The 24,619-nt window shown below is 42.7% G+C and carries 22 protein-coding genes; 8 read left to right on the forward strand and 14 right to left on the reverse strand.

Annotated elements, in window-relative coordinates; all coding sequences use genetic code 11:
• Window positions 1–72 precede the first annotated feature (72 nt).
• The 6 genes from radA (at window position 73) to Q8M62_RS19885 (ending at window position 6,149) form a co-directional block, all read left to right on the forward strand.
• The gene (radA, locus tag Q8M62_RS19860) at window positions 73–1,446 is read left to right on the forward strand and encodes a DNA repair protein RadA (protein ID WP_304902601.1); all 1,374 of its coding nucleotides are present in this window, start codon (window positions 73–75) and stop codon (window positions 1,444–1,446) included.
• A gap of 71 nt (window positions 1,447–1,517) precedes the next feature.
• Window positions 1,518–1,886 carry a DMT family protein gene (locus tag Q8M62_RS19865; protein ID WP_304902602.1) on the forward strand — a complete coding sequence of 123 codons (369 nt, stop codon included), beginning with the start codon at window positions 1,518–1,520 and terminating at the stop codon, window positions 1,884–1,886.
• Between the two features lie 92 nt (window positions 1,887–1,978).
• The gene (locus tag Q8M62_RS19870; protein ID WP_304902603.1) at window positions 1,979–3,655 is read left to right on the forward strand and encodes an arylsulfatase; all 1,677 of its coding nucleotides are present in this window, start codon (window positions 1,979–1,981) and stop codon (window positions 3,653–3,655) included.
• A gap of 4 nt (window positions 3,656–3,659) precedes the next feature.
• Window positions 3,660–5,120, forward strand: a complete 1,461-nt coding sequence (locus Q8M62_RS19875; protein ID WP_304902604.1) for an aminotransferase class V-fold PLP-dependent enzyme — start codon at window positions 3,660–3,662, stop codon at window positions 5,118–5,120.
• A gap of 76 nt (window positions 5,121–5,196) precedes the next feature.
• Window positions 5,197–5,640 (forward strand): outer membrane insertion C- signal, encoded by a 444-nt coding sequence (locus Q8M62_RS19880; RefSeq protein WP_092731300.1) that lies wholly within the window; start codon window positions 5,197–5,199, stop codon window positions 5,638–5,640.
• Between the two features lie 47 nt (window positions 5,641–5,687).
• On the forward strand, window positions 5,688–6,149 hold the full coding sequence (locus Q8M62_RS19885; protein ID WP_304902605.1) for a DUF1905 domain-containing protein: 462 nt from the start codon (window positions 5,688–5,690) through the stop codon (window positions 6,147–6,149).
• Here the strand turns inward: Q8M62_RS19885 and Q8M62_RS19890 are convergent.
• The 10 genes from Q8M62_RS19890 to Q8M62_RS19935 all read right to left on the reverse strand — a co-directional run bounded on the left by Q8M62_RS19890 (window position 6,146) and on the right by Q8M62_RS19935 (window position 16,072).
• Entirely contained in the window at window positions 6,146–8,548 is a 2,403-nt protein-coding gene (locus tag Q8M62_RS19890) for a TonB-dependent receptor (RefSeq protein ID WP_304902606.1), read from the reverse strand. The genes Q8M62_RS19885 and Q8M62_RS19890 overlap by 4 nt on opposite strands.
• 81 nt (window positions 8,549–8,629) lie before the next feature.
• Window positions 8,630–9,334, reverse strand: a complete 705-nt coding sequence (locus tag Q8M62_RS19895; RefSeq protein WP_304902607.1) for a fatty acid desaturase — start codon at window positions 9,332–9,334, stop codon at window positions 8,630–8,632.
• A gap of 16 nt (window positions 9,335–9,350) precedes the next feature.
• Window positions 9,351–10,196 (reverse strand): 4-hydroxy-3-methylbut-2-enyl diphosphate reductase, encoded by an 846-nt coding sequence (locus Q8M62_RS19900; protein ID WP_304902608.1) that lies wholly within the window; start codon window positions 10,194–10,196, stop codon window positions 9,351–9,353.
• 11 nt (window positions 10,197–10,207) lie between these two features.
• Complete coding sequence (locus Q8M62_RS19905; RefSeq protein WP_304902609.1) at window positions 10,208–10,912, reverse strand: lycopene cyclase domain-containing protein; 705 nt, start codon at window positions 10,910–10,912, stop codon at window positions 10,208–10,210.
• Complete coding sequence (locus Q8M62_RS19910) at window positions 10,912–11,754, reverse strand: phytoene/squalene synthase family protein (RefSeq protein WP_304902610.1); 843 nt, start codon at window positions 11,752–11,754, stop codon at window positions 10,912–10,914. The genes Q8M62_RS19905 and Q8M62_RS19910 overlap by 1 nt, the downstream gene beginning before the upstream one ends.
• 21 nt (window positions 11,755–11,775) lie before the next feature.
• A complete protein-coding gene (locus Q8M62_RS19915; protein WP_304902611.1) occupies window positions 11,776–13,260 on the reverse strand; it encodes an NAD(P)/FAD-dependent oxidoreductase in 1,485 nt (494 codons plus the stop codon).
• 4 nt (window positions 13,261–13,264) lie between these two features.
• On the reverse strand, window positions 13,265–13,777 hold the full coding sequence (locus Q8M62_RS19920; RefSeq protein ID WP_092731316.1) for an RNA polymerase sigma factor: 513 nt from the start codon (window positions 13,775–13,777) through the stop codon (window positions 13,265–13,267).
• Between the two features lie 193 nt (window positions 13,778–13,970).
• Window positions 13,971–14,867 (reverse strand): MerR family transcriptional regulator, encoded by an 897-nt coding sequence (locus Q8M62_RS19925; RefSeq protein ID WP_304902612.1) that lies wholly within the window; start codon window positions 14,865–14,867, stop codon window positions 13,971–13,973.
• Window positions 14,864–15,310 (reverse strand): sterol desaturase family protein, encoded by a 447-nt coding sequence (locus Q8M62_RS19930; RefSeq protein WP_304902613.1) that lies wholly within the window; start codon window positions 15,308–15,310, stop codon window positions 14,864–14,866. Before Q8M62_RS19930 ends, Q8M62_RS19925 begins: the two co-directional genes overlap by 4 nt.
• 96 nt (window positions 15,311–15,406) lie before the next feature.
• The gene (locus tag Q8M62_RS19935; RefSeq protein ID WP_304902614.1) at window positions 15,407–16,072 is read right to left on the reverse strand and encodes a carotenoid biosynthesis protein; all 666 of its coding nucleotides are present in this window, start codon (window positions 16,070–16,072) and stop codon (window positions 15,407–15,409) included.
• Between the two features lie 96 nt (window positions 16,073–16,168).
• Between Q8M62_RS19935 and Q8M62_RS19940 the strand changes: the two genes are divergently transcribed.
• Both Q8M62_RS19940 and Q8M62_RS19945 read left to right on the forward strand, forming a co-directional pair.
• A complete protein-coding gene (locus tag Q8M62_RS19940) occupies window positions 16,169–16,471 on the forward strand; it encodes a DUF4286 family protein (protein WP_092731324.1) in 303 nt (100 codons plus the stop codon).
• A 2-nt stretch (window positions 16,472–16,473) separates the two neighbouring features.
• Complete coding sequence (locus tag Q8M62_RS19945; RefSeq protein ID WP_304902615.1) at window positions 16,474–16,938, forward strand: TspO/MBR family protein; 465 nt, start codon at window positions 16,474–16,476, stop codon at window positions 16,936–16,938.
• Between the two features lie 260 nt (window positions 16,939–17,198).
• Here the strand turns inward: Q8M62_RS19945 and Q8M62_RS19950 are convergent, their stop codons facing one another.
• From Q8M62_RS19950 to Q8M62_RS19965, 4 genes are all read right to left on the reverse strand, one after another.
• Window positions 17,199–18,461, reverse strand: a complete 1,263-nt coding sequence (locus Q8M62_RS19950) for an ATP-binding protein (RefSeq protein ID WP_304902616.1) — start codon at window positions 18,459–18,461, stop codon at window positions 17,199–17,201.
• 573 nt (window positions 18,462–19,034) lie between these two features.
• Window positions 19,035–22,664, reverse strand: a complete 3,630-nt coding sequence (locus tag Q8M62_RS19955) for an amidohydrolase family protein (RefSeq protein WP_304902617.1) — start codon at window positions 22,662–22,664, stop codon at window positions 19,035–19,037.
• Window positions 22,665–22,815: 151 nt separating this feature from the next.
• Window positions 22,816–23,559 carry a DUF6090 family protein gene (locus Q8M62_RS19960; protein WP_304902618.1) on the reverse strand — a complete coding sequence of 248 codons (744 nt, stop codon included), beginning with the start codon at window positions 23,557–23,559 and terminating at the stop codon, window positions 22,816–22,818.
• Between the two features lie 18 nt (window positions 23,560–23,577).
• Window positions 23,578–24,618: an adenylate/guanylate cyclase domain-containing protein gene (locus Q8M62_RS19965; protein WP_304902619.1), complete on the reverse strand. Its 1,041-nt coding sequence runs from the start codon at window positions 24,616–24,618 to the stop codon at window positions 23,578–23,580.
• Window position 24,619 lies beyond the last annotated feature (1 nt).

Here is a 24,619-nt window from a genome sequence, read left to right on the forward strand (position 1 = left end):
TGTCACGAATATCTTCTTCCTTTGAAGCTCTTCAAACCCTCGTAACTCGTAACTCATAAATCATAAATCACCTTGTCTAAAGTAAAAACCACCTTTTTCTGTCAAAACTGCGGAGCGCAGAGCCCTAAATGGATCGGCCGTTGTCCTGCATGTGGAGAATGGAATACTTACGTAGAAGAAATTGTCCAAAAGGAGGAAACAGGAAAAGGAAGTTGGAAACCTCAAGGCGCCGGGACCAAAAAGGCCAATGCGCCTAAGAAAATCCACGAAGTAAATTACGAGGCCCAAGCCCGCTGGATCACCGGAGATCCTGAGCTCGATCGGGTGTTGGGTGGAGGAATTGTCCCGGGATCATTGGTCTTGATCGGGGGCGAACCCGGTATCGGAAAGTCCACGCTGATGCTTCAGATCGCTTTGATACTGAAAGGAAGAACAATTCTGTACGTATCAGGAGAAGAAAGTGAAGCCCAAATCAAGATGCGGGCAGATCGGATGGAGGCAAAAAATCCGGATTGCTATGTACTATCGGAAACAAATACACAGCAGATTTTTCAGCAGATAGAAATACTCAAACCTGATTTGTTGGTCATTGACTCCATCCAAACTTTAAACAGCCAATTTGTAGAATCAGCCGCGGGTTCGGTTTCTCAGGTTCGAGAATGCACCGCTGAGCTGATGAAATTCGCCAAAGAAACCGGCACTCCGGTTTTTTTGATTGGCCATATCACGAAAGATGGTTCGATTGCAGGGCCCAAAGTCCTCGAACACATGGTGGACACCGTTTTGCAATTTGAAGGAGATCGGCATTTGACTTATCGGATTCTGCGGACATCAAAAAACCGATTTGGATCCACGCATGAACTTGGTATCTACGAGATGCGAGCTGAGGGACTTCGATCGGTCGCCAATCCTTCAGAGATTTTGCTGACGCAGCGTGAGGAAGTACTCAATGGTGTCGCCATTGGAGCGATGATGGAAGGAAATCGGCCCTTACTTATTGAAATTCAGTCTTTGGTCAGTCCGGCGACTTATGGTACACCTCAGCGAAGTAGTACCGGTCATGATGCCAAGCGACTAAATATGCTGCTGGCGGTATTGGAAAAGCGTGGAGGTATGAAACTTGGGCAGCAGGATGTGTTTTTGAATGTCGCGGGAGGTTTGCGAGTGGACGACCCGGGTTTGGATTTGGCGGTTTGTGCTTCGCTGATTTCCAGTTATGAGGATACTCCTGTCTCGGAGCATATTTCCTTCGCAGGAGAAGTGGGTTTGGGAGGAGAGATTCGGGCGGTGTCACGTATTGAAAACCGGATCGCTGAAGCAGAAAAATTAGGCTTCAAGAAAATCATGGTGTCCAAGTATGCAGTGAAAGGTTTGGACCTGAAGAAATTCAAGATACAAATCCTCCAAGTGAGTAAGTTGGAGGAGATGTATCAGTTGATTTTTTAAGATTAGCTACCCTAATATTTACTTGAGGAAGTCTAGCTTTTTTGCAAATTCGAAAGTTAAAATCTTCGTCTATGAAAGCGCTCCTCACCATTGGTCTTCTTGTCCTTTCCAACACCTTTATGACTTTGGCTTGGTATGGTCACCTGAAATTTGCCGAGTGGAAATGGTTTAACAAACTTGGATTGGTGTCCATCATTCTGATTAGTTGGGGGATTGCGCTATTTGAATACATTTTTCAGGTTCCTGCCAATAAAATTGGCTTTGCAGGAAATGGAGGTCCTTTTTCGCTTGTCCAGCTCAAAGTGCTGCAGGAAGTCATCACGCTGGTCATTTTTATGATCTTTAGCCTGATCGCCTTCAAAAACGAAACACTAAAGCTTAATCACCTGATTGGAGCAATATTCCTGATTTTGGCAGTATATTTTATTTTCAAAAAATAAAAGCTTAGCTAATGGTCAGGGTTTTTGCACATTTTCTTTTAATAGCACTAATTTTTTCCTGTCAGGAAAAACCAATTCGAAGAAAACCAAATGTGATTCTAATACTGACGGATGATCAAGGGTATGGGGATTTGGGTGTGCATGGAAACACAGCTATTAAAACTCCGGTTTTGGATCAATTTGCATTAGAGTCAGCACAATTTAACCGATTCTATGTCAGTCCGCTTTGCGCACCTACGCGGGCCAGCTTACTTACAGGAAGGTATCACTTAAGTACCGGTACGATTTCTGTATCCAATGGACTGGAGACTATGGATGCCGAAGAGTATACCTTGGGTGAGCTTTTCCAGGACAATGGCTATCGCACTGGCCTCTTTGGAAAATGGCATAATGGGCAGCACTATCCGCACCATCCTTTGGCGCAAGGTTTTGATGAATTTACAGGATTTCTTGCCGGTCACTGGTCTAATTACTTTGATACAGAATTGGAGAAAAATGGAAAAAGCCAAACTTTTCCTGGCTATTTACCTGATGTACTGACAGATGAAACCTTGGCTTTTATCGAGGAAAATCAAGACCAGCCGTTTTTCGCATATCTCGCCTTCAATACGCCTCACAGCCCGCACCAAGTTCCTGACGAATATTTTAACCCATACAAAGCAGCTGGTCTTGATGATGAATTGGCCGCTGTGTATGGTATGATCAGCAATTTAGATCACAACATAGGACGAATATTGGAAAAGCTAGAAACACTTGGTTTGGAGGAAAATACTTTAGTAATATTTCTGACAGACAATGGTCCAAATGGCAATCGATTCAATGCTCAAATGAAAGGAATCAAAGGCTCTGTTCATGAAGGAGGAGTACGAGTTCCTTCATTTTGGCGATGGCCGAGCAAAATTGATCCTAGGCTTATCAGTACTCCTGCAGCTCACATTGATGTTTTGCCCACCTTGGCGGAACTACTTTCATTAAAATCAAATGGGCGACGAGGAATTGATGGGATCAGTTTGGCAACAGTTCTGAATGGCGAAACACAGCAAGTGTCCAGACCGATTTTTTCCCATGTTGCCTTTCCACAAAGCGAATTGGGCCCTTTTCCCGGTGCTATCCGCAAAGATTCAATGCTTCTGGCCTTTTTGCCCTCGGGTGTTGAATTATATGATTTAAAAAATGATCCCGATCAGACAGAAAATCTGGCTTTACAATCTCCTGGAATAACTGAAAAGCTCTCTGAAGAATACCAGGCCTGGTGGCAAAAAGTGGCTCCTCAGAATCTGGAAGATCGACCGATTCCTGTTTCCAAACAAAGTCCAGAGATCTTTCTGGCTGCTTATGAAGCGAGGTTCAATGGTGAGATTAGATTTTTTGAAGGGCACGGTTGGGCCCAAGATTGGTTGACCAATTGGAAGAATGATAGTGATAGTATTTATTGGAAATTGAATGTCTTAGACTCTGGAGAATTTCAAGTTTGGGTGGAATTTGCCGCTAACGAGTATCAAATAGGCGCAAAGTTTCGTTTGGCTAATGGCTCAAATTTATTATCCTGGACACTCTCAGAACCCTTTATTTCTAAAACCATCCCAAGTCCGGACCGAGTCCAGCGAAAAGAAGCACCTGAACAAACATGGGAACTCATGCCACTTGGCAACATCACGCTAAATGCGGGTCCGCAGACATTGAGAATTACAGCTCAGGATATTCCTAAAGCGGGACTTGGTGATATTTATAGCATAAGACTTCGGCCGATTAAGGGAGGACAAAATTAGAAAAATGAAAACAGATACCACCAAAGAAAACCTTACACTCGACCCGGAGAACTGGGACGCCATGCGCCAACTTGGGCATCGGATGATCGATGATCTCTTTGACTACTGGGAAAATATTCGAAATGAAAAAATCTGGAAGCCAATTCCTCAGGAAGTGAAGGAGTTTTTGGATCAGCCGATTCCCGAGAAAGGCCAAAATCCCGAGGAAGTGTACCAAGAGTTCAAGCAAAATATTTTCCCTTATAACAAAGGGAATGTCCATCCGCGCTTTTTTGCATGGATTCAGGGAACGGGTACACCACTTGGTGTCTTGGCGGATTTGCTGGCTTCCGGTATGAATCCCAACGTGGCGATTGGCGAGCATTCAGCCATGTACGTGGATCGTCAAGTTGTCAATTGGTGCAAAGAGTTGATGAACTTTCCTGCTGATGCCTCAGGAATTCTGGTCAGTGGCGGTTCGATGGCGAATATCACAGCATTGACCGTCGCCAGAAATTCTTTTCGGGATGAAAAAATCCGCCAGAGAGGTCTAAAAGCTGCATCGGCGCAGTTGGTTTTATATTGCTCTACAGAGACACATTCCTGCATACAAAAGGCCGCCGAGATTATTGGTTTGGGAACTGATTCCGTACGCAAGATCGGCGTAAACGGCCACTATGAAATGAAAGCAGATGAGCTGGAATTTCAAATTCAGAGAGATATCGAAGCAGGGCTGCTGCCTTTCTGCATTGTCGGCACATCAGGCACGGTAAATACCGGAGCGATTGATCCGATGGATGAACTTTTGGCTGTTTCAAAAAAATATGGGCTCTGGTTTCATGTTGACGGAGCTTATGGTGCCCTGGCCAAGCTTGATCCAAAATATGCTGATCGACTCAAAGCTATCGAGGAGGCCGATAGTTTGGCGTTTGACCTCCACAAGTGGCTCTATGTGCCTTATGAAGTCGGGTGTACGCTGATCCGCGATGCCAAAAAACATCGGGACTCCTTTGCGCTCACGCCGAATTATTTGATTCAGGAAAGTAGGGGTCTTTCAGGGGGCTTGGATTCAATCAACAATCATGGATTTGAGCTATCACGGGGATTCAAAGCGCTTAAGATCTGGATGTCGCTTAAAGAACATGGCCGAGAGAAATATGCACAGATGATTGCCCAAAACAATCGGCAGGCAGAATATCTGGCAGATTTGGTGAACAAGAGTCCAGATTTGGAACTGATGGCACCTGTTTCCATGAGCATTACCTGTTTTCGAATGATCAAACTGGGTTATACTGAAAATCAGCTAAGGGAGCTAAATCGGGAGATTTTACTTCGGCTTCAGGAAGAGGGAATTGCCTCGCCGAGTTCTACCATTCTAAACGGGAAATACACTTTGCGGATCGCCAATGTAAATCAGCGGACGCAAATGGGCGACATGGATTTGCTGATCAGGGAAGTGTTGAGAATAGGCTCTGAAATTCAATGAACAAGCTTTTGATGTGGTTTTGTCTGAAAATTTGGCTCAATTTTCGCTAATTTTCCACCAAACTTTTAAAATCAACATGAAAAAAATCAAACTATTCGCTCTTGTTTTGGGCATTTCTCTTTTGGCTTCAGTGAAGTCTCATGCTCAGGAAATCGGTCTTCGATTTGGAGATTTTTATGGTAACAACGTCGCTATTGACGGAGTATTTGCTCTCGGTGAATTTAGCAGGATTCACGCTGACGTCAGTTTCGGAGGAAATGGTCTGGGAATTGACGCACTTTGGAACCCGATCTATGCTGATATTCCGGATACGGATTTCCAATGGTATGCCGGTTTTGGACCTTCCGTTTATCTCTCTGAGAATTTTAGACTCGGAGCAGCCGCAGAGGTTGGAGCCGAATATGCATTTTCTGAAGTTCCGATTACCATAGGATTGGATTTCAGGCCCTATCTGTTCTTAGTGGAGGTGACCGAGTTTAGAGCCGGTTTTGGATTAAATGTCCGTTGGAGATTGAAGTAAAGTTTATAAATCTATAGCTCTCGCCGTCTGACACAGACGGCTTTTTTATGGAACAAATCATCGAAGGAGAGTTTTTTCTGGAAAGATTTCCCGGTAAGGGAGGCTGGACTTTGATTCGAATACCGATTTCAATTTTACCCTCGGGAAAGGCTTTTGGAATGCTGAAAGTCTGTGGGTCAATCGATGGATTTGAATTTGAAGGAAAGCACCTCATGCCTATGGGAGATGGATTTTTATTTATGCCGATTGCCAAGCCAATCCGACAAGCCATAGGAAAAGAAGAAGGAGATAAAGTCCTCTTCAAACTCTTTCGGGATGAAATACCCACCACCATTCCAGACGAATTAATAGCCTGTCTCGAAGATGACCCCGGTAAACTCCCGATTTTCAGAAACCTCAGTGATGCAGCTCAAAAGCAATGGATCGAGTATATCTACACGGCAAATTCTGAGGAGGCGAAAGCTAACCGAATTGTCAAATTGCTGGCTGAACTCGGAACTTTGACTTAAAATTCAATGATTATCCCAACAGTTGGTAAAATAGTACCTGCGGTGTTGGACAGTAATTTCAATTGATAGCGTGAAGGATCATTGGGATCTACCAAGATACTTCCATTACTGGCTCTGACAGGAATCAGGAGGGGAACCTGCTCCGCTTGGAAATTATAGAGATTTTGGATGTCCACGTACCAGTTGAGATTCCATCGCTTGAAGAAGTATTTTTTGTCGATCCTAAGATCTAACTGATGGAAAGGATCCAGTCGGATGGCATTGATTTGATTGAAATCTAAGATTCCCGAGTTTCTCAAATCCCAATTGCTGATCAGGCTGGATTCCTCCGGGTTAAATGGGGTGTAGGGTGTTCCGCCAAGAAATCTCCATCTAGTCCCAATTTCCCAATTTTTGCCAAATCTCTTCCCCGCTGTCAAACTCACAATAAACTTATTGTCCCATGAGGATGGTACAAATCCAGTGGTATTTGGATTGGTAAACTCACTTCTGACCAGAGTCAGTGCAGCGATTCCGTAGAAGTCTTTGAAGAGGCGCTGTTGCGCCAGAAACTCCAATCCATACGCCCTTCCTTCTGCATCGGAAACTACAGGCTCGTTTCCAATTACCCCAAAATCGGCGCCTAAATTGGCAAGAGCGATTCCATTTCGGATCGAAGTCGGATAATAGCTATATTTTTTATAAAACGCTTCGGCAGTAAACCTTCGGTTTTTTTCGGGAACAAGAAATTCAATTCCGGCGATGAGTTGTGAATTTCGGATGAACCGAACATCATTTTCTCGATTTTCCAATTCTCCTTCATCGTTTCTAAATCCCAGCACGGTATAGGCGGGCTTTTGGTAATATATGCCTGCGTTTGCTGTTGCAAATAAATTGGGTCTGAGTTGATAAGAAGCGGAAATTCTTGGGCTGATTTGGTTGAAGGGATTAGCGGCCGTCTCCGAAAAGTCCGCCCCATCCATTCGAACCCCTCCAGTCAACAGAAGGCGATCTTGATAGAAGTTTTTACTTCCTGAAATAAAGATTCCGTATTGACTGAAGAAGGAGGTGGACTCTATATCAATCACTCCGCCCGAACTTGCAAGTGTAGCCCTGTCGAAATTACGGATGAAATAGCGGGAATATTGATAATTCATCCCGTATTTGATCGTGTAGCCCTTTCCAAAGATGCTGTTTTCAGCCCGGAATTTATTTTCAGACTCCTGAGAGCTGTAGTCAAAAAGAAGGTTTGCCACCGAGCTGTTGTCGTTTCCGGCAAATTTGATGGACTGATTGTTTAGCATGTTCCGGCTGAGCACAAAAGTCCAAAAGCCATTCGCACGGAAACGTTTCAATTTAAGTCCAGTGACATAATTCCATTGAGTTTGGATAGGTAGCACATCCAGTAAGTAAAGACGGTTTTCGCGGTCCTCCTCCGTTTCTTTGTCAGGAATATCTTGGTTCAACTCAAAATTGTCAATCGCACCCAGTCCGATGAAAGTCAATTCGGTTTTGTCGTTCAGTTTTGTTGTGGTCTTGAGCTGAAAGTCATTGAAGGTCGGGAGAAAGGGTAAGCCCAAAAGCCTGAATAATCCCTGCAGGTAGGATCTTCTAGCTGAAAGGGAGTAGGTGGTTTTTTCAGAAATAGGGCCTTCATTAGAAAGTGTCAACTCCGAAGCTCCCACGGTTACTTGGGTTGCCATTTTATCCCGCCGACCGTCTTTGAGTTGGATTTCGAAGAAAGAACTCAGTGCGTCCATCCGGTTTGCAGGGAATCCTCCTGCGATGAGATCCAGGTTTTTGATCAGGTTTACATTTAGAATTCCTACCGGACCGCCTGAGGAGCCTTGTGTAGAGAAGTGATTGATGACCGGTACTTCGATCTCATCTACATAGAATTTATTCTCGTTTGGTGCTCCTCCTCGGATCAGGATATCATTTCGGAAACTTGGAGTACTCGCGACCCCAGGGAAAGCTTGGATTACTCGTGAGATATCCCGATTACCTCCCGGATAGCGTTCGATTTCATTGGTGTTGAGTTTTCTTACCGAAAGTGGAGTTTCCTCTGATCGGGTAAAATCACTGGTAATGACTACCTCGCTAAGATCAGATGCCGACTCGGCCAGTTCAAAATCCAACTGAACTGCTCTAGCCAGGGTAATTTGGACTTCGAAAGCTGTGGAGGTTTTGTATCCCACGAAACTTGCACGCACATTGTAAAGTCCAGGAGGCACTGCTTTGATTTCATAAAGTCCATTTTCATCGGTGATTGCACCTAAGTCAGTATTTAAAATCAATACATTGGCAAAAGCAACGGGTTGATTATTGACAGGATTGAAGACTTTACCTTTGATGGTTCCCTGTGAAAAAACCTGAAATGGGATAATAAAAAGAACTAGTAAAATCAGTCTGAAAGTCATTTGAAAGCTGGCTTAGAAGTACAATTAAAAATCACTCAGAAAGTTTGTTTCTCCTTGAAAATTTGACAAAAATCAACGGAATTACGCCGTTTGTTGCTCTTTTACTCTCCATAGTCTCCACCAAGGGGTACCGGGGGAGTCGTGGTGTTCGAAATGATATCCGAAAAAATAGCAGGTAATAAATGCCCAAACATGATTTTTTGATTGGGAGTTTGAGTGGTGCCTGTTTGTACTTTCACCCATGTGGGGCAGGTAGGTTCCAAAGTAGAATAACTGAAGGGTAGAAAGGATTGCGGGGACCATCCAGAACACGATTAGGTTTTCTGTTGGAATAAAAAGCTTCAATATGTTGAATGTAACAGCCATAAGGAGAAACTGCCAAATGGTGATGTATTGTCTGATAAAACTAAAATACCAAACCAAGAAATTGCCTGAAGCATGATAGTCCGGATCTTTTTCGGTAGCTACAAACCGATGATGTTCGTGATGTTTTGGGAATAGTCTCCAATAGAAATTGTAAGAAAAGAGCAAGGCCGCAATCCATCCGGTTAGTCTGTTCCAATTTTTATTGGAAGAAACAATCCCATGCATTGCATCATGTGCGGTAATAAAAAGCCCGGTGTAAAGGTGCATTTGAACCAATATCCCAAGGTATACCAGCGGATTTTTCCAGTTGATTTCAATAGAAAGCAGAAAAACCAGTGATATGGCCCATAAAAAGATTATTCCCCAGCCGATCAAAAGACCTTTTGGATCCAAGCCTTTGGAAGTGATGGCCGTATTCATGGCTTGTTGTGTTTAATCAAAAGGTGAGAATCCTTTCCCTTACCTGCTCCATCAGCCACATGGGTGTGGAGGTCGCCCCACAGATCCCTACAGTTTCGTTGGGATTGAACCAATCACTCTCAATCTGTTCAGCGTTGGAAACAAAATAAGTATTTTGATTTTTATCCTTGCAGACATTGTAAAGAACCTTTCCGTTCGAAGATTTGGTTCCACTGACAAATATAATCTTGTCAAACTTTTCGGCAAAATCCCGAAGTTCTTTGTCCCGGTTTGACACTTGGCGGCAGATCGTATCATTGGTGTTGACAGTGATGCCGTTTTGTCTTAGGATTTCATTGATTTCGTAGAATTTATCGGTGCTTTTGGTCGTCTGACTATACAGCGTGATGCTTTTTGGCAGACTTGAGATGTCCAATTCTGAAATATCCTGAAAGACTACTGCCTTATTGTTGGTTTGTCCCAGTAGGCCGATCACTTCTGCATGACCATGTTTACCGTAGATGTAGATCGTTTCGTCCTTGTCAAAAGAATTTTTAATTCGATTTTGCAGCTTCAGTACCACCGGGCAGCTTGCATCGATCAGAGTCAGGTTATTTTTTATGGCCAATTCGTAGGTAGAAGGGGGCTCTCCATGCGCACGGATAAGTACTTTTTCATCTTTCAGTCCATAGAGCTCCTCATGATCAATGATCTTTAGGCCTTTTCTGGTCAGTCGGTTGACTTCCTCATCATTATGGACAATATCACCAAGACAAAAAAGGTACCCCTGCTCTTCAAGAATCTCTTCGGCCATCTCTATGGCGTAAACCACCCCAAAACAGAAGCCGGAATGATTGTCAATTTGAACCTGAAGATTTTTCATAAGCATTAAAACTACTTTGGACCCGGATTGTTTTTTTTGCTTCGAATACTTTCGAAGATACTGATATTCACAAGAAAGAGCGTCATGGAATAGATCGTGTCCTCGATTGGTACGGTCCAGATCCTGATTCCCAGATTCTCTGCATTATTATAAATCACAATAGGCTCTTCGGTCAGCCCTCCTGTCAATATTCCATTACAAAGCATCAAAGGAATCAAATGAACGAGGTAAGCGAACATAAATCTGCCCAAGTATTTATCATTGAAAATCATAAAATGCACTAAAAGTGCTGCGGCGCCTACCAAGAAATTGACTGAGGTGTACCATTTATCCAGATGAAAGAGACCCAAGCCAATGAGGAAGGGAATCACGACGTAGACAAAAGGTTTGGCGAATGGTTGGAAATAGTCTTTTGGAAAAAAATAAATCAAAACTTCATATATAAAGACACAGGCAAATGGTACTGTGATGAAAAAAAGCCATTCCTCCAGTGGAAGGTCAAAGAAATAGATTCCTAAAAGGTATCTGGGATTGAATTCCCAAACGCCCATTTGCGTAAACCAATAATCCCAACTCAGAAAAACTGCTCCAGTGATCAGAATAGCCGGAAAAAGCGCATACCAATGAGAGGAGAATTTAACCCGGTGTTCGAAAGATCGAGCGAGTGGATAAGATATCGCAAAAAGGTTTACACCAAGATAAATATACTTTTCCATCACGTGAGGCCGAGTTTGGATTCGAAATAGGTGCCTACCAAGAGCGATATTTTCTGGGAGTTGGGAATTCGGATTCGAGTTTGAGTAATTGTTTCTGCCGGGAGGCCTTTAATTTTATCAAATAGTTTTTGGTAGTAGAGGTAGGCGACTTTCACGCCCAATTTGGCGCTTTTCGGCAACTGCTCTATTCCAATCAAGGAATCATTGAAGTCCTTTTGGATATCATCTTCAATGCGCTTTTTTACAGACTGATTAAATTGGTTAAAATCAACACCCGGGAAATAAACTCTTCCCCGCTCTTCAAAATCACTTTTTATGTCACGCAGGAAATTCACTTTCTGAAAAGCAGCGCCGAGCTTACAGGCCGGTTCTTTCAGTTTTTCATACATGGCTACATCTCCTTCACAGAAAACCTTGAGACACATCAATCCGACCACCTCGGCCGAACCATAGATGTATTCGTGGTATTTGGAATCGTTGTAGGATTTGAAATCAAGATCCATTTCCATACTGTGGAGAAATGCCTCGATCAGGTCCAGGTCGATTTTATATTTGTTGACGATTAACTGGAATGCATGCAGTACAGGGTTGAGTGAGATGCCCGCTTTAATCGATTCATAGGTATCTTTCTTAAATCGCTCCAGAAGTGCTTGTTTGTCCTGATTATGAAAAGTGTCCACGATTTCATCAGCATACCTCACAAAGCCATATATGGCGTAAATAGGCAGGTGTAACTTTCTGTCCAGGGTCTTAATTCCTAGCGTAAAACTAGTGCTGTACCGCTGGGTAATCAGACGGCTACACTCTAGCGTTGTTTGGTCATATAGCGCAATTGCATCCATTGCTTTAATATACCTTTTTGTCTACAAATTGTTTTCTTTCATCACTTCTCTCGCCACAACTCCCCCGGAAATCAATGATGGGGGGACACCGGGGCCCGGTACCGTCAGCTGTCCGGTGTAGTACAGATTGCTTACTTTTTTATTTTTCAGACTGGGTTTTAAGATCGCAGTTTGAAGTAAAGTGTTAGCCAGTCCGTAAGCATTGCCTTTAAAGGCATGGTAATCCGACTTGAAATCGCTGTGTGCATAGGAGCGCTTGTATATTACATGACTGCGTACTTCCTGCCCTGTGATTTTTTCAAGTCTATCCATGATGATGTGGTAGTATTTTTCCCGCATCTCTTCCGAATCTTCGAGATCTGGAGCAAGTGGAATCAGCAAGAACATATTTTCCATACCCTCTGGAGCTACTGTTGGGTCAGTAATTGAAGGTACTGAAGCGTAAAACAAAGGTTTGTCAGGCCATCTTGGATTTTTGTAAATCGCATCTGCATGTGGGCCCAGCGGTTCGTCAAAGAAAAGATTGTGATGTCTAAGGTTCTTCAATCGTTTATTTACTCCAAGATAAAACAGTAAGCTTGAGGGAGCCATGACTCGTTTATCCCAATATTCCTCGGAATAGTTACTGTAAGCAGGGTCGAGCAAATGCTTGTCTACATGGTGGTAATCAGCACCTGCTACTACTACATCAGCAAGGATTTTTTCCCCGGATTTCAAACGGACGCTTTTGGCAAGTCCGTTCTCGATCTCAATTTGGTCTACTTCAGCAGAATAGCGAATTTTTACTCCTTTTTCTTCTGCTAAGGCTACCATGCCTTTGATGATTTCGTGCATCCCTTTTTTGGGATACCAAGTTCCCAATGCAATGTCTGCGTAGTTCATCAGGCTGTAAAGTGCTGGGATATTTTCGGCTGTTTCTCCCAAAAAAAGCACTGGGAATTCCATCAGACGAATGATTTTATCATGGGAAAAGAATTTCCGCACGTGCTTTGACATGGATTGGAAAATATCCATCCGGATCATATCGACCAGCAAGCCCGGTGAGGCAAATTCGAGAAGAGACCGACTTGGTCGATTTACCAAATCATGGATTCCGACTTGGTATTTGTATTTTGCCTGAGCCAAAAATTTATCCAACTGCGCTCCCGCCCCGGGTTCGATCTCGTCCAGTATTTTTTTGAATTCCTTCAGATCAGCAGGAATATCCAGTAGGTCATTCTCACCATAAATTACTGTGTAGGATGGATCAAGCCTCACCAAATCGTAATAATCTGATGGTTTTTTTCCAAAATGTGCAAAATAATTTTCGAACACATCAGGCATCCAATACCAACTGGGACCCATATCAAAAACAAACCCCTGGTGTTCGAACTTTCTGGCTCGACCGCCCGGGGAATCGTTTTTTTCAAGAAGGGTGACTAAACAACCGGTACTATTTGCAAGATGTGTGGCGGCTGAGAGTCCGGCAAAACCGGAGCCAATAACCACTACCTGTTTTTTACTCATCGGATCAATTTTTATGCTTGTAAACGATCAAGTCTTCCTTGAGCAGTTTACGGGCAATATGAATCCTATTTTTTACAGTTCCAATCGGTATTTGAAGCTTCTCTGCGATTTCATGATACTTAAATCCGCGGAAATGCATCATAAATGGAGTTTTATAAACATCATCAAGTTTGTCAATGGCTTCATTAATGTCATCCATGGTGAAATTTCCGAAGACACCATTTTCAATCAAAGAATCACTGGAATTGATGTAATGTAGATTATCTGTAGTGTCAACAAAAGTCCCCCTTCTCACCATTCGCTGATAGTTGGTGATGAAGGTGTTTTTCATGATCGTATACAACCATGCTTTCAGGTTGGTTCCTTCTGTAAACTTATCCTTGTTGGTAAATGCTTTCACCATAGTATCCTGCAAAAGGTCATTTGCATCGTCAACGTCTCTTGTCAATTTCATGGCAAAAGGCTTTAACGAACTTGAAAGCTTGTTAAGTGAGTAGCTAAATTCTAGAGTCGTCATGGCTGTTTGTTTTTGTTGAATCAAATCTAGTAATGATTAAACAAAAAACAAGCACAATGTTGAATTATTTTTCAAAAAGATTCAACAAAAATTAAACATCAAAGCGAATTCGCCTCAAAAAAGGTTCTGAGAATGAAAAAAGGCGTTTTTTGGTAAAAACGCCTTTGTTTAATCGAATGATATTTTTGTTAAACTATTTTACTTCAGAGATCAGATTCATTTCGTCCAGGAAATCTTTGATATCTCGAATGTAATTCATCAGTTTCACATTGACAGGCATAACAAGGTCGTGACCGATGACCTGATAACCCGTGACCAAAAGTTGAGTTTTGGGAAAGCGGGCAGAAAGGGAGTGCAGGTAATCTTGGGCATGTTCAGATGAGGGAGATGTCGTGATTACCGTCATCATGAAGTCTGGCTGATGGATTTTATATACTGCCATTAAATCTTCATTGGGAGTATTCTGGCCCAGGTAAATCACCTTGTTTCCTTTGCTCTTGATCAAATAGGAGGCAAATAAGAGGGAGATTTCATGAAGTTCACCTTCTGGTAGAAACAAAAGAAATTTTTTGCCTTCACCATTGGCCACTTGTCCATCAATGGCCACAATTAACTTTTGGCGTACAAGATTTGAGATAAAATGCTCATGAGCTGGGTTGATTGCTCCTGTCTGCCACAGTACGCCAATTTTGGACATGAAAGGATAAATGATATTCATCATGGTCTGCTCAAACCCCAGTTTCAGGATATTGGTAGAGAGCACCTTGTCAAATCGGTCCTCATCCATTTCTATCATACAGATAGTTAAGGCATGGATTTGGTCGTCGTGGGTGAGGGTCCTGTCCGTAAGCTTCATTACCTCCCGCCTCAATTCATCCATGTCCATGGATGCGATTTTGCTTATTTTATAACCATTGTCATTAAGTAAAGCGACATTGAGAATAAGTTTGAGGTCATCATCATCATAAAAACGAATGTTGGTGTCTGTCCGCTTAGGGCTAAGCAGATTGTAGCGTTGTTCCCAAATACGAAGGGTGTGGGCCTTGATCCCCGACAACTGTTCCAGATCTTTTATCGAATATGTGCTCAATTTTCTTCGTTTTTAAAGAATTTTTTGGGTACTACAAACAAACCAAAAGAGACTGCATCTTCCTTTTGGTTAGTTCGGTGATGCGCCTGATGTGCTTTAAAAATTCCCTTTAGGAATGTGTTTCTTGGTCGATCAAACCATTTTAATCTACGATGAACTAATACATCGTGCAACACGAAATACAACACACCATAAAGGCTGATTCCCATACCTATCCAAAAGCGGTAGTCAAGTAGCTCCGCTCCCAGAACTATTAGTATCAAAGCAATGCTTCCGAATAAAAGAGAAAACAAATCATTGAGCTCGAAAAAACTTTTCGAAGGCTGATGATGCGTTTTGTGGATCATCCAAAGTGGGCCATGCATCAGGTATTTGTGAATAAACCAACCAGAAAATTCCATGGCAGCAAATCCTAATGCTATAAATCCTATTGCTGTAATCATTACCGAAACAACTTGATTTAAATGGTTTTGTTAAATTTTAATTCAAATCTGTGTTATATGTTAGGAGAATTGGTAATTATTCTGAATTAAATTTGGTTAAACCTCCAAGGTAAGGTTTAAAATCGCAAAGAAAATAATCAAAGCCATCAATAGAAAAACGCTAATTGGATTGGATTTTTCAAAATTTGCTTTCCGATAAATCAGTTGAATAAGAAAGGAAACGCCTAACCAGCCCAAATAATTGGTTGTTGGAATAACGTCAAACTTCCAAACCCAAAAATCAAGGGCTACAGCAACCGGCTCAATGATGTAATCCAATGCAGTCATTGCACTTGCAGCAAAAAAAGCAGCATAATAATCATTGGGAATTTTGTGAAAAAGGGAGCCGGTTAAATAACTCAGAATAAACCAATTGACACCGATAATTATGGGGACATCCCAAAGTTTTGTGCCTAAAGTGTGGCCATAGACATAGTCTCCATAGAGATATCCTGTATGGATGCCTATTATCTCGGATCCAAAGCCTATCCAAAAAGCAGCTGCTGCAAAGATCGGAAATGCGTCGGTCCAGCCTTTATGAAAAGCTAGAATCAAAATCAAGGAGGTTAATAACTGTGCAGGAGTCAGTTTCAAAAACAAATCCTGATATTCAGGTAGGCTGAGACCAATAATCCCTACCAAATGAAGCGCAACGATTATTATCTTGGCTATCAGTAGTTTGGTAATCCGAGGCTCCCCACGGGAAGGGACATATTTGTGCATATTTGATTGAGTAGGCGGCAGTTCGTATTTGGATTCCTAACTTTACAGTCTCGCAATTGTTAGCCACAAAAGTAAATAAAACCCCATTCACTGATTATGATCCTCTACAATATTACTATAAACGTAAGCCCGGACATCGAGCAGGACTTTATTTTATGGATGAAAAGCACCCATATTCCCGAAGTGATGGAAACCGGGATTTTTCATGAGCATAAGTTTTTCAGGCTAATTCATGATACGGATGACGGATCCACCAATTATTGTATTCAGTTTTTTACCGAAAGTCTAAAATTGATGATGGAGTATGAAAGTAAGCATGCACCCGGACTTCGGACTAAGACGCAATCGCGCTACAAGGATAAGGCAATAGCTTTTCGGACTTTGCTCGAAACTATCTGAATATGCCAAACTACCTCAAATTTCTGATTAGTATAGCCCTACCTCAAATAGCCGGAGGCTTGGGAGCTTTTTTCACTTTTACTTCGGTACAAACGTGGTTTCCGACGCTCATTAAGCCCAGTTGGAATCCGCCAAGCTGGCTATTTGGACCCGTATGGACACTGCTTTATGTGCTGATGGGAGTCGCCTGCTACCTGATTTGGAAAAGCGATCATCCTCTGAAAAAACCAATTCTGAAGCTTTACGCGGTACAATTGATTCTCAACGCACTTTGGTCTCCGGCTTTTTTTGGAATGCAATCCCCACTTTTTGGTCTGTTGGTCATAATTCCGCTTTGGGTAGCGATTGTCCTTTGTATCCTTCAGTTCCGTAAAGTTAGTCCACTGGCTTCAGGGCTGATGGTGCCGTATCTGCTTTGGGTGACCTTTGCTACGGCATTGAATACGGCGATTTTTGTTTTGAACTGAAGGCTGGACGCACAGAGCGCTTCTGGCTTATATATCTTTTATTCAACACTTCGAGAAGCTATAGTATAGTCAGTAATCCCAATTCAGATCCGAAGATTAGTTATCTTCTATTTCTTTCTATTCAATTTTTTAATTTAAAGTCTCTTTTTTTCTGATTAAAAAATCCGATGACCAAGGATCCCGATTGCTGCTGATATCTATCGTTGGTTGAGCTAAAGAAATCCAAAAAAGGATATAGGCTTATAAACTAATGAACAAAATCACATCTTTGGGTCGAGCCTATTCCTTCCTTTATTTCCTTCCAGCATCCAATTAAAAACATTCAAGTGCTTTATTCCACCTCGGCTTTGGGGAAAGGAATCTGTAGTCAACAAATACTTTGGATAATTGTCGCCGATCTTTTCCAAAGCCCCAAACTCACGGTCTACAGTTTTTTCATTTTCCATTTGCCAAGACACTTGATAATATTCTAGGTCCCCTGTGGCATTTTTGCAAACAAAATCGACTTCCGAATTGCGCGTCATGCCTGTCCAAATCTTATATCCTCTACGCAGAAGTTCAAGATAAACCACGTTCTCCAAGATATGTCCTCGGTCGGTCGTCCGGTCTTTACCTACCAACACATTAAGCAGTCCAACATCTACTAGATAATACTTCTCTTGGGTCGCCAATTGCTTTTTACCCTTTAGATCAAAGCGATTTACCTTGTAAAATACAAAACTTGCCTCTAAATATTCTAAATATTTTTCTACTGTGGAGTGATGGGTACTTTGTCCATCTTGCTTGAGTGATTTGGAAATATTGCTGGGCGAAAGCGAATTGCCAATGTTGGAAGCGACAAATTTGACGATGTTGCCAAAAGCCCGCTTATCATTAATTTGATGCCGTTGTGTGATGTCTTTTTCAATTATAGTGGTTAAAATGGCTTCCAAATATTCGTATAGCTTGTCATAACCCCCTTCCCGTAATTCAACCCCTTTCGGAAGAGATGTTTCATTGACATAGTCAAAAAACAAAGCTTCGTAATTAAGGTATTTGCTTGAGGTATCAATGTGGCGAGCGGTTAAGTATTCTTGGAATGAAAATGGTAAAATGGCTATTTCGATGTAGCGTCCACTTAAAAGCGTTGCCAGTTCACCTGACAACAAAAAGGCATTTGAGCCTGTGATGTAAACATCTATGTTTTCTTTTACAAACAAACCGTCCACTAACCGTTCAAATTCCTTTACATTTTGCACTTCGTCTAAAAAAACATAGCCGGGAATGGTCAAATCTAGTTGCATGACTATGTGCGCATATAACCCATCCAAGTCATCAATAAATTTACGTAATTCGAAATCTTCAAAGTTTAAGAAAACTATTTGGTTGGCTGACACACCCATTTCCAAAAGCGTCCTGCGATAGAGTTCAAATAAGGTACTTTTGCCACTTCTGCGTAATCCACTGACCACTTTTATTAGGTCTTGATCCTTGTAAGCCAATAATTTGCGGGTGTATTCTTCACGAGGTGTGTAAAACTTCATACCTTTAAGATACACTTAAATTATCAAAACCTGAAAATTTTGCAAGTTTTGATAATATTGAATTATAAAACCTGCAACTCTTTGATTCAACAAGAGTTTGCCAGATAGCATTTCAGCTTAAAAATCTCGATCCAGATCCGAAGGTTAGTAATCTTCAAACTCAGTCTTCTCATAAATTTGCAGGTTTTGAATTGAATCTTACATTTCTTTAAGGATCACTTGAATAGCAGGATTGCCTTTCGCTTTTGTCCATGCGCCCAAACTTGATAGTCGGACGAAGTGATTTCCTAATGAAATTGATACCGGTATCGTAATTATTCCAAATTTCTTTTGATCATCAACATGTACCAACCCTATGGAAACAAAGGATTTTTGTTCAATTTTCACACTATGTTCTCTAAGGCTAAATTCATAGATATCAATTCCTTGATTCTCAATTCGCCAGAGTGATTCAAAAAACTTCTCCCCAGGTTTTCCTTCCTGATTTTTTGACAGGAATTAACAAAAAATTGGAGAGGCAAAAAAATAACCCCCACCGATAAAGTGGAGGTTATCAATTTTGAAAATTATTGATTATTCCTTGATCGAGGTTGTCACTTTCGGTGCCTCTTTCGTCCAGGAGCTCACATCCAATTTCCTAGGTGTTGGTAGGATTTCATCTAAGGTATTTCCATCGTACACCCGACCGTTTTTCACAACATGCGTGATAGTATTGGTGTTTCGGATGTTTTCCAGCGGATTTTTATCCATGATCACCAAGTCGGCCAACTTTCCTGCCTCGATACTTCCCAACTCCTTGTCCAGCCCAAGCGATTCTGCTCCTAGAATGGTTGCGACTCGCATCGCATCGAGATTACTCATGTTACCGCTGGCTACAGACCAAAGTTCCCAATGATACCCTAAGCCTTGCAGCTGACCGTGTGATCCAATTCCCGCCAAGCCACCTTGTTTAACAATTGAATTGACACCTCTGGCGTGCTTTTCGAAAACATGATCTTCCGGAGCAAACCAACCCCCGAGACCACCGACTCTTCTTCTTGCCTTGGAGTTTATTTCATTGAAAGGAGTAAAGCGATTCAGTTTCGGATCGTGCAGTGGGCTTTCTGTAGTATAATAGAAGTTTTCGGCCCAAGGTCCACCGTAGGAAACCAGCAAAGTTGGCGTGTATGCCATTTTGCTTTCGGCAATCGTTCGGGTCACATCAGAATAAAGTGGATACACAGGAATAGAATGCTCATGACCGGGGTACCCGTCAAATAGCTGCGTCATGTTGAGTTTGTAATCCAATCCACCTTCGGTAGTCGGCATCAGCTTCTGTTCCTTGGCAGCCATGATTACCCACTGACGGTGCTGACGATTACCCACTAGGTACATTTTGATGTACTGGGTGTTGTAATATTTGCTGTATTGCTTCAGGACACTTTTTGCCTGATCCAAGGACTTGAGGTTATACATCCAGTAGCCCACACCAGGGCCTGTGGAATATACTCTAGGGCCGGGAACCATCCCTGCTTCCACCATGTCGCCATAAGTCAATACGTCTGTAGTAGCAGTCTGAGGGTCACGGGTGGTGGTCACTCCATAAGCTAAATTGGCAGCATAGATCCACACCGAGTTTTTGTGGAGGTTCCAAGTAGGCCACATGTGCGCGTGGGTATCGATGAAGCCCGGAGAGATGGTTTTGCCGGTAGCATCGATGACTTTTGCGTTTCCGGCATCCAGAGTTCCAGTGGCTCCTACCGCTTTTATTCGATTATTTTCAATCAAAATGTCCCCATTTTCGAGGACTTCCGATCCTTTCATGGTCACGATTCTGGCATTTTTCAAAAGTATGCTTCCGCTCGGAGTGTCCTTCGCAAAATAAACTTTGACTTGATGCTCATCGGGTTTGTAGGATTCTTTTTCCTTCAGTTGAGCCTTGTGGATACTGTCTGCTTTGGCCTTTTCTTTATCGGTTTTGAAAAGTTCTTTGATTCGTTCTTTTTCAGCTTTTGCCAAAGAGTCAGCCAGTTTCAGAGCATCAGGACCTTTCGCTTTCAGCGTTGAAACGCTGTCTGCATCAGCCAGTATTTTAACCTTTTTGGCAGCTTTCACAGAATCTTCAACAAATTCCGCGCGACCGACATCATATACCCAGTGTCCATTGCCAAGAGACCAATGTACTTTTTTGCCATTGGCTTCCCAGGCAGGAAATTCCCCGCCGATTTCGGTCAGTTGTCTTGAAGGGAAATTGCTTGAAGCCGGATCTCCCACATTGATGCTTGGAACTTTGCCGACAGTCGGGATGGTGACTACATAAATGTTGTTGTTGACTTTGGCCAAAGCCTTGTTTCCGGTTGGAGCCATCAAAATAGTACTTGCACTCGCAGGTGTCATCTGAGGTTCGCGGGCATTGGATCCTTCCGGCAGCATGCAATAGTTTACCGCATCTGCTGTCGAAACAGGTACACCCATGATATATTTTACAGAGGAAATTTCTTCCAAGCTGGCATGCTCGTGATCATCATGAGGATCGGCAGCAGAACCGAAAGGCGTGATTCCAGTGATTCTGGCATAGACTTTCTCGTCAGTCCCGTCCCATTTCACACTGAGTAATGCTCCGCCGGGCCCATTTAAGAAAATCCGCGAAGTGTCCTGGGTGAAGTGTACATTGCCTCGGTTTCCGGCATTCATGATTTTTCGCGACGGCCCCCCCGCTGCAGGTATCCAGACCAATTCTGCCTCAGCTCCGCTGACGCCGGGGCCTTCGGCTTCCTGAAGCAGGCGATTGGAGCCTTTGAAGACGACGATTTTATTTTTTGGTCCCCATACAGGGCCCATGTATAATGCTGATTCAGTTGTCAGTTTAGTCACTCCACCTTTGGGAGTAAAGGATGCCTTATAAAGATGTCCTCCTTGCTTTTCATCCCAAGTGGTGAATACCAGCTGCGAGCCATCCGGACTCCAAGTCGGCATCGCTTCGGTGAATTCGTTTGAAGTCACCCGGGTTGGGTTTCCGTCCGGGTAATTCATGACGTACAATCTGTTCAAGGCAGTGAAAGCCAGTTTTTTCCCATCGGGAGAAGGGACGGCATCCCGGATTTGAGTGGCAAGTTTGGCTGTTGTATCTTTGATTTCGTAGTTGAAATAGAGTCTTGGCCCCATGGCCAATTTGACGTCTGCTTCGAAAGGAATCTCTTGGGCAGGGCTACCGTCAATGGCAAGCTTCCAGATTTTCCCACCGTATGACGCAATCAGGAATTTGCTGTCCGGGGTGAAGGCCATTGCCGGCAGAACTCCCTGTGGGGCGATGGATTCTTGCTCATCCCGCTGCACAGGATAGGCCAGCCACTTTTCATCGCCAGTTTTCAGATTGCGTAAAACCAATCCTGTTTTATCTTCCCAACGGGAACCATACGCCATCCAATTTCCGTCCTTGCTGAGTGTGGGGGTGAAAGCTGATCCGTACCGTGAGGTGATGCTGGTAATTTCACCTTTGTCGAAATCGTAAGTCCCGATTTGATATTGAGGCAATGTGGCATTGTAATTCCATGCGCCTGTTCGATGAGAAAAATAGACTTTCTTTCCATCAGGGCTCACAAACGGATCAATGGTTTTCATTGTCGCCGGATTCTCATTCAACTGGATTCCTCCTCCGCCATTTTTGTGGTACATCCAAAGTTTGGAAATTCTTCGGCCTTTGGATACGACGATGTATTCACCGTCCGGGGTCCAATGTGCACTGGGGACGTCACCGGTTTTATCTTTTGTGATTTGCACGGTGTCTTTTTTGATTAGGTCGATATACCAAAGATTATCATTACCGGCACGGTCTGATGTGAATAGGATTTTTTCTCCATCAGGAGAAAATCTCGGATGAGTCTCATAAGCTATTCCTGTGGTGATCGGCGACGCTTTGCCGCCTTCCATAGGAATAGTGTAGATGTCTCCCATGAGATCAAAAGCGATCGTTTTACCGTCAGGACTCACATCTATACTTATCCATGTCCCTTCCTTGGTGGTAAATTTGACTTCGCGCTCAGGCTTTAGAGGAAGTTCTTTGAATTTTGGATACTCCAAGCTGTCTTTTTTGACGCTGTCGGCGGGGATTCCAGCTGCTATTTCCATTGGGAATATTGAGCTGCTATTTCTTGGAATCAATGCTGCAAAACTTACCGAAGCCCCAAGGGCAAGCAGCAATGCAGGATGGGTGATTTTTCTCATATGATTTTATTTGGGCAATTAATCTACTGGGAATCTTTGGTTTTATGCAACTATTAAGACTCAAGTCATTCCAAATAGATCGTATTCGGACATTTTTAAAGAGATTTTGATTCAAAGAGCAGCCGTGCTCAAGGGACAATGAATGGTGAAACTACTTCTTCGAATTAGTAAGCTCTGCATCAAGTAGTTCAAGAAGGTTATCCATTGGGGGGAAAAGGCTTTCTAATCGGGTTTTTGTGACAGCTGTGTTTCTTTTGTGCAGTTGGATTAACTGTAAAAATCTGTCATCGTAAATCACTTTGGGATCAGCTATTCTGTTTTGAATGGATTTTTCGCCGTTCCCCAATTTGACGATGACTCTTTCGGTGAGTGCCTCTACAAGTTCTTTTTCGATGGCGTCTGAGTCACTTAGCCCCTCAAAAATCTTTTCACTTCTGGGGATCCAAAATTCATAGATGTCGGCCATTTTGGACCGGATCGAATCGTCGGAAATTTTATCAATTCCACCTGATTTGATCGATCCATAGGCACCGGAATTATACTGAAAAAGGATGTCAAATCGTAAGTTGGAAAAATATTTATTCAGGGTGTCGGGATTTTCTTCTTTGTTCTCTACCATAAACAACAGCCGATTTGATGCATTTTGCTTGGTGGTTAATCGGGGAATCTGTGAAGAAAAATACCTTCTGTCTTTTTCCAAAGTTGATTTAAGCTCTTTAAGCATTTTCAGTTCGTAAACCCGTGTTTTGCGAAGCTCATTCCAGGTATTGATCTGAAGTGCGATCAAAATCCCAATCACGACCAAAAAAATCTCGCCGATTGCATAGGCGAGATATTGAGTTATTTTTTGCTGTTGGAGGAGTGATTGGCGGATTTTTCGGAATAGAGAGATCATATTCGCTGAGAAAGGTTTCTACTTGCTCACTTCATATACTGTGACTGGATTTGCTTTATTTTTCAAGGCCATTTCCCCTATTCGATTAAAAGCAAATTTGTCAGGTATCTGTGTCTGACAGTGTTCCATGATTAGAATCTGCCCTGGGTTTGCTTTTGCCTGAAGGCGTGCTGCAACATTGACCGTATCTCCAATCACAGTGTAATCCAGGCGTTTTAGGGATTTTGAGCCGATATTTCCAGAAACCATTTCCCCGGAGTTGATGCCGATGGACACTTGTGGTTTGAAATGAGTTGCTTCCGAATATTCGGGAATTGCCTCCATTTTGTCCCGAATAGCAATGCAGCTGGAGATGGCTCTTTCCAGATGATTTGGTCCTTGGTAGACGGCCATTACCGCATCTCCGATGAACTTATCCACACTTCCTTTTTCATCAATAATCTCCCGGACCATCAGGTCAAAATACTCATTGAGCAAGCCCACCACGGTATTTGGGTCTTCATTTTCTGAAATTTTTGTAAACCCACAAAGGTCAACGAAAGCGACGGTCCCAACGATGGTTTCATTTTCCATCAAGGCAGATTCAATTTCTTTGCCACCCATGAAATTCAGTACGGTCTCATCAACATACATTCTCAGGATATCGTTTTCCCGGATTGCTTTGATGTTGGACTTGATCTGATTGATATAATTCAGCGTTTTTTCCACGGTAATTTCCAAATCCTGAAAATCCACAGGCTTAGTCACAAAGTCAAAAGCCCCCAAATTCATCGCTTTTCGGATGTTTTCCATGTCGCCATAGGCCGAAATGATCACAGTTTTCAGCAAGGGATTTTGTTCCTTGGTGTTAGAAAGCAGGGTCAATCCATCCATCACGGGCATGTTGATATCGCTGAGGATCATGTCCATGTCAGGGTGCTCCTTCAAGGTGTCAAGAGCAAGCTGGCCATTGAGCGCAAAAAACATTTCGTACTCACCCGAGCGAATTTTTTGTCTGTACTTCTGGCGGAAGAGCATCTCCAAATCTTCCTCATCATCCACTACCAGGATTTTTGCCATT

The organism is Algoriphagus sp. (genome assembly GCF_030694375.1).
GTDB lineage: Bacteria > Bacteroidota > Bacteroidia > Cytophagales > Cyclobacteriaceae > Algoriphagus.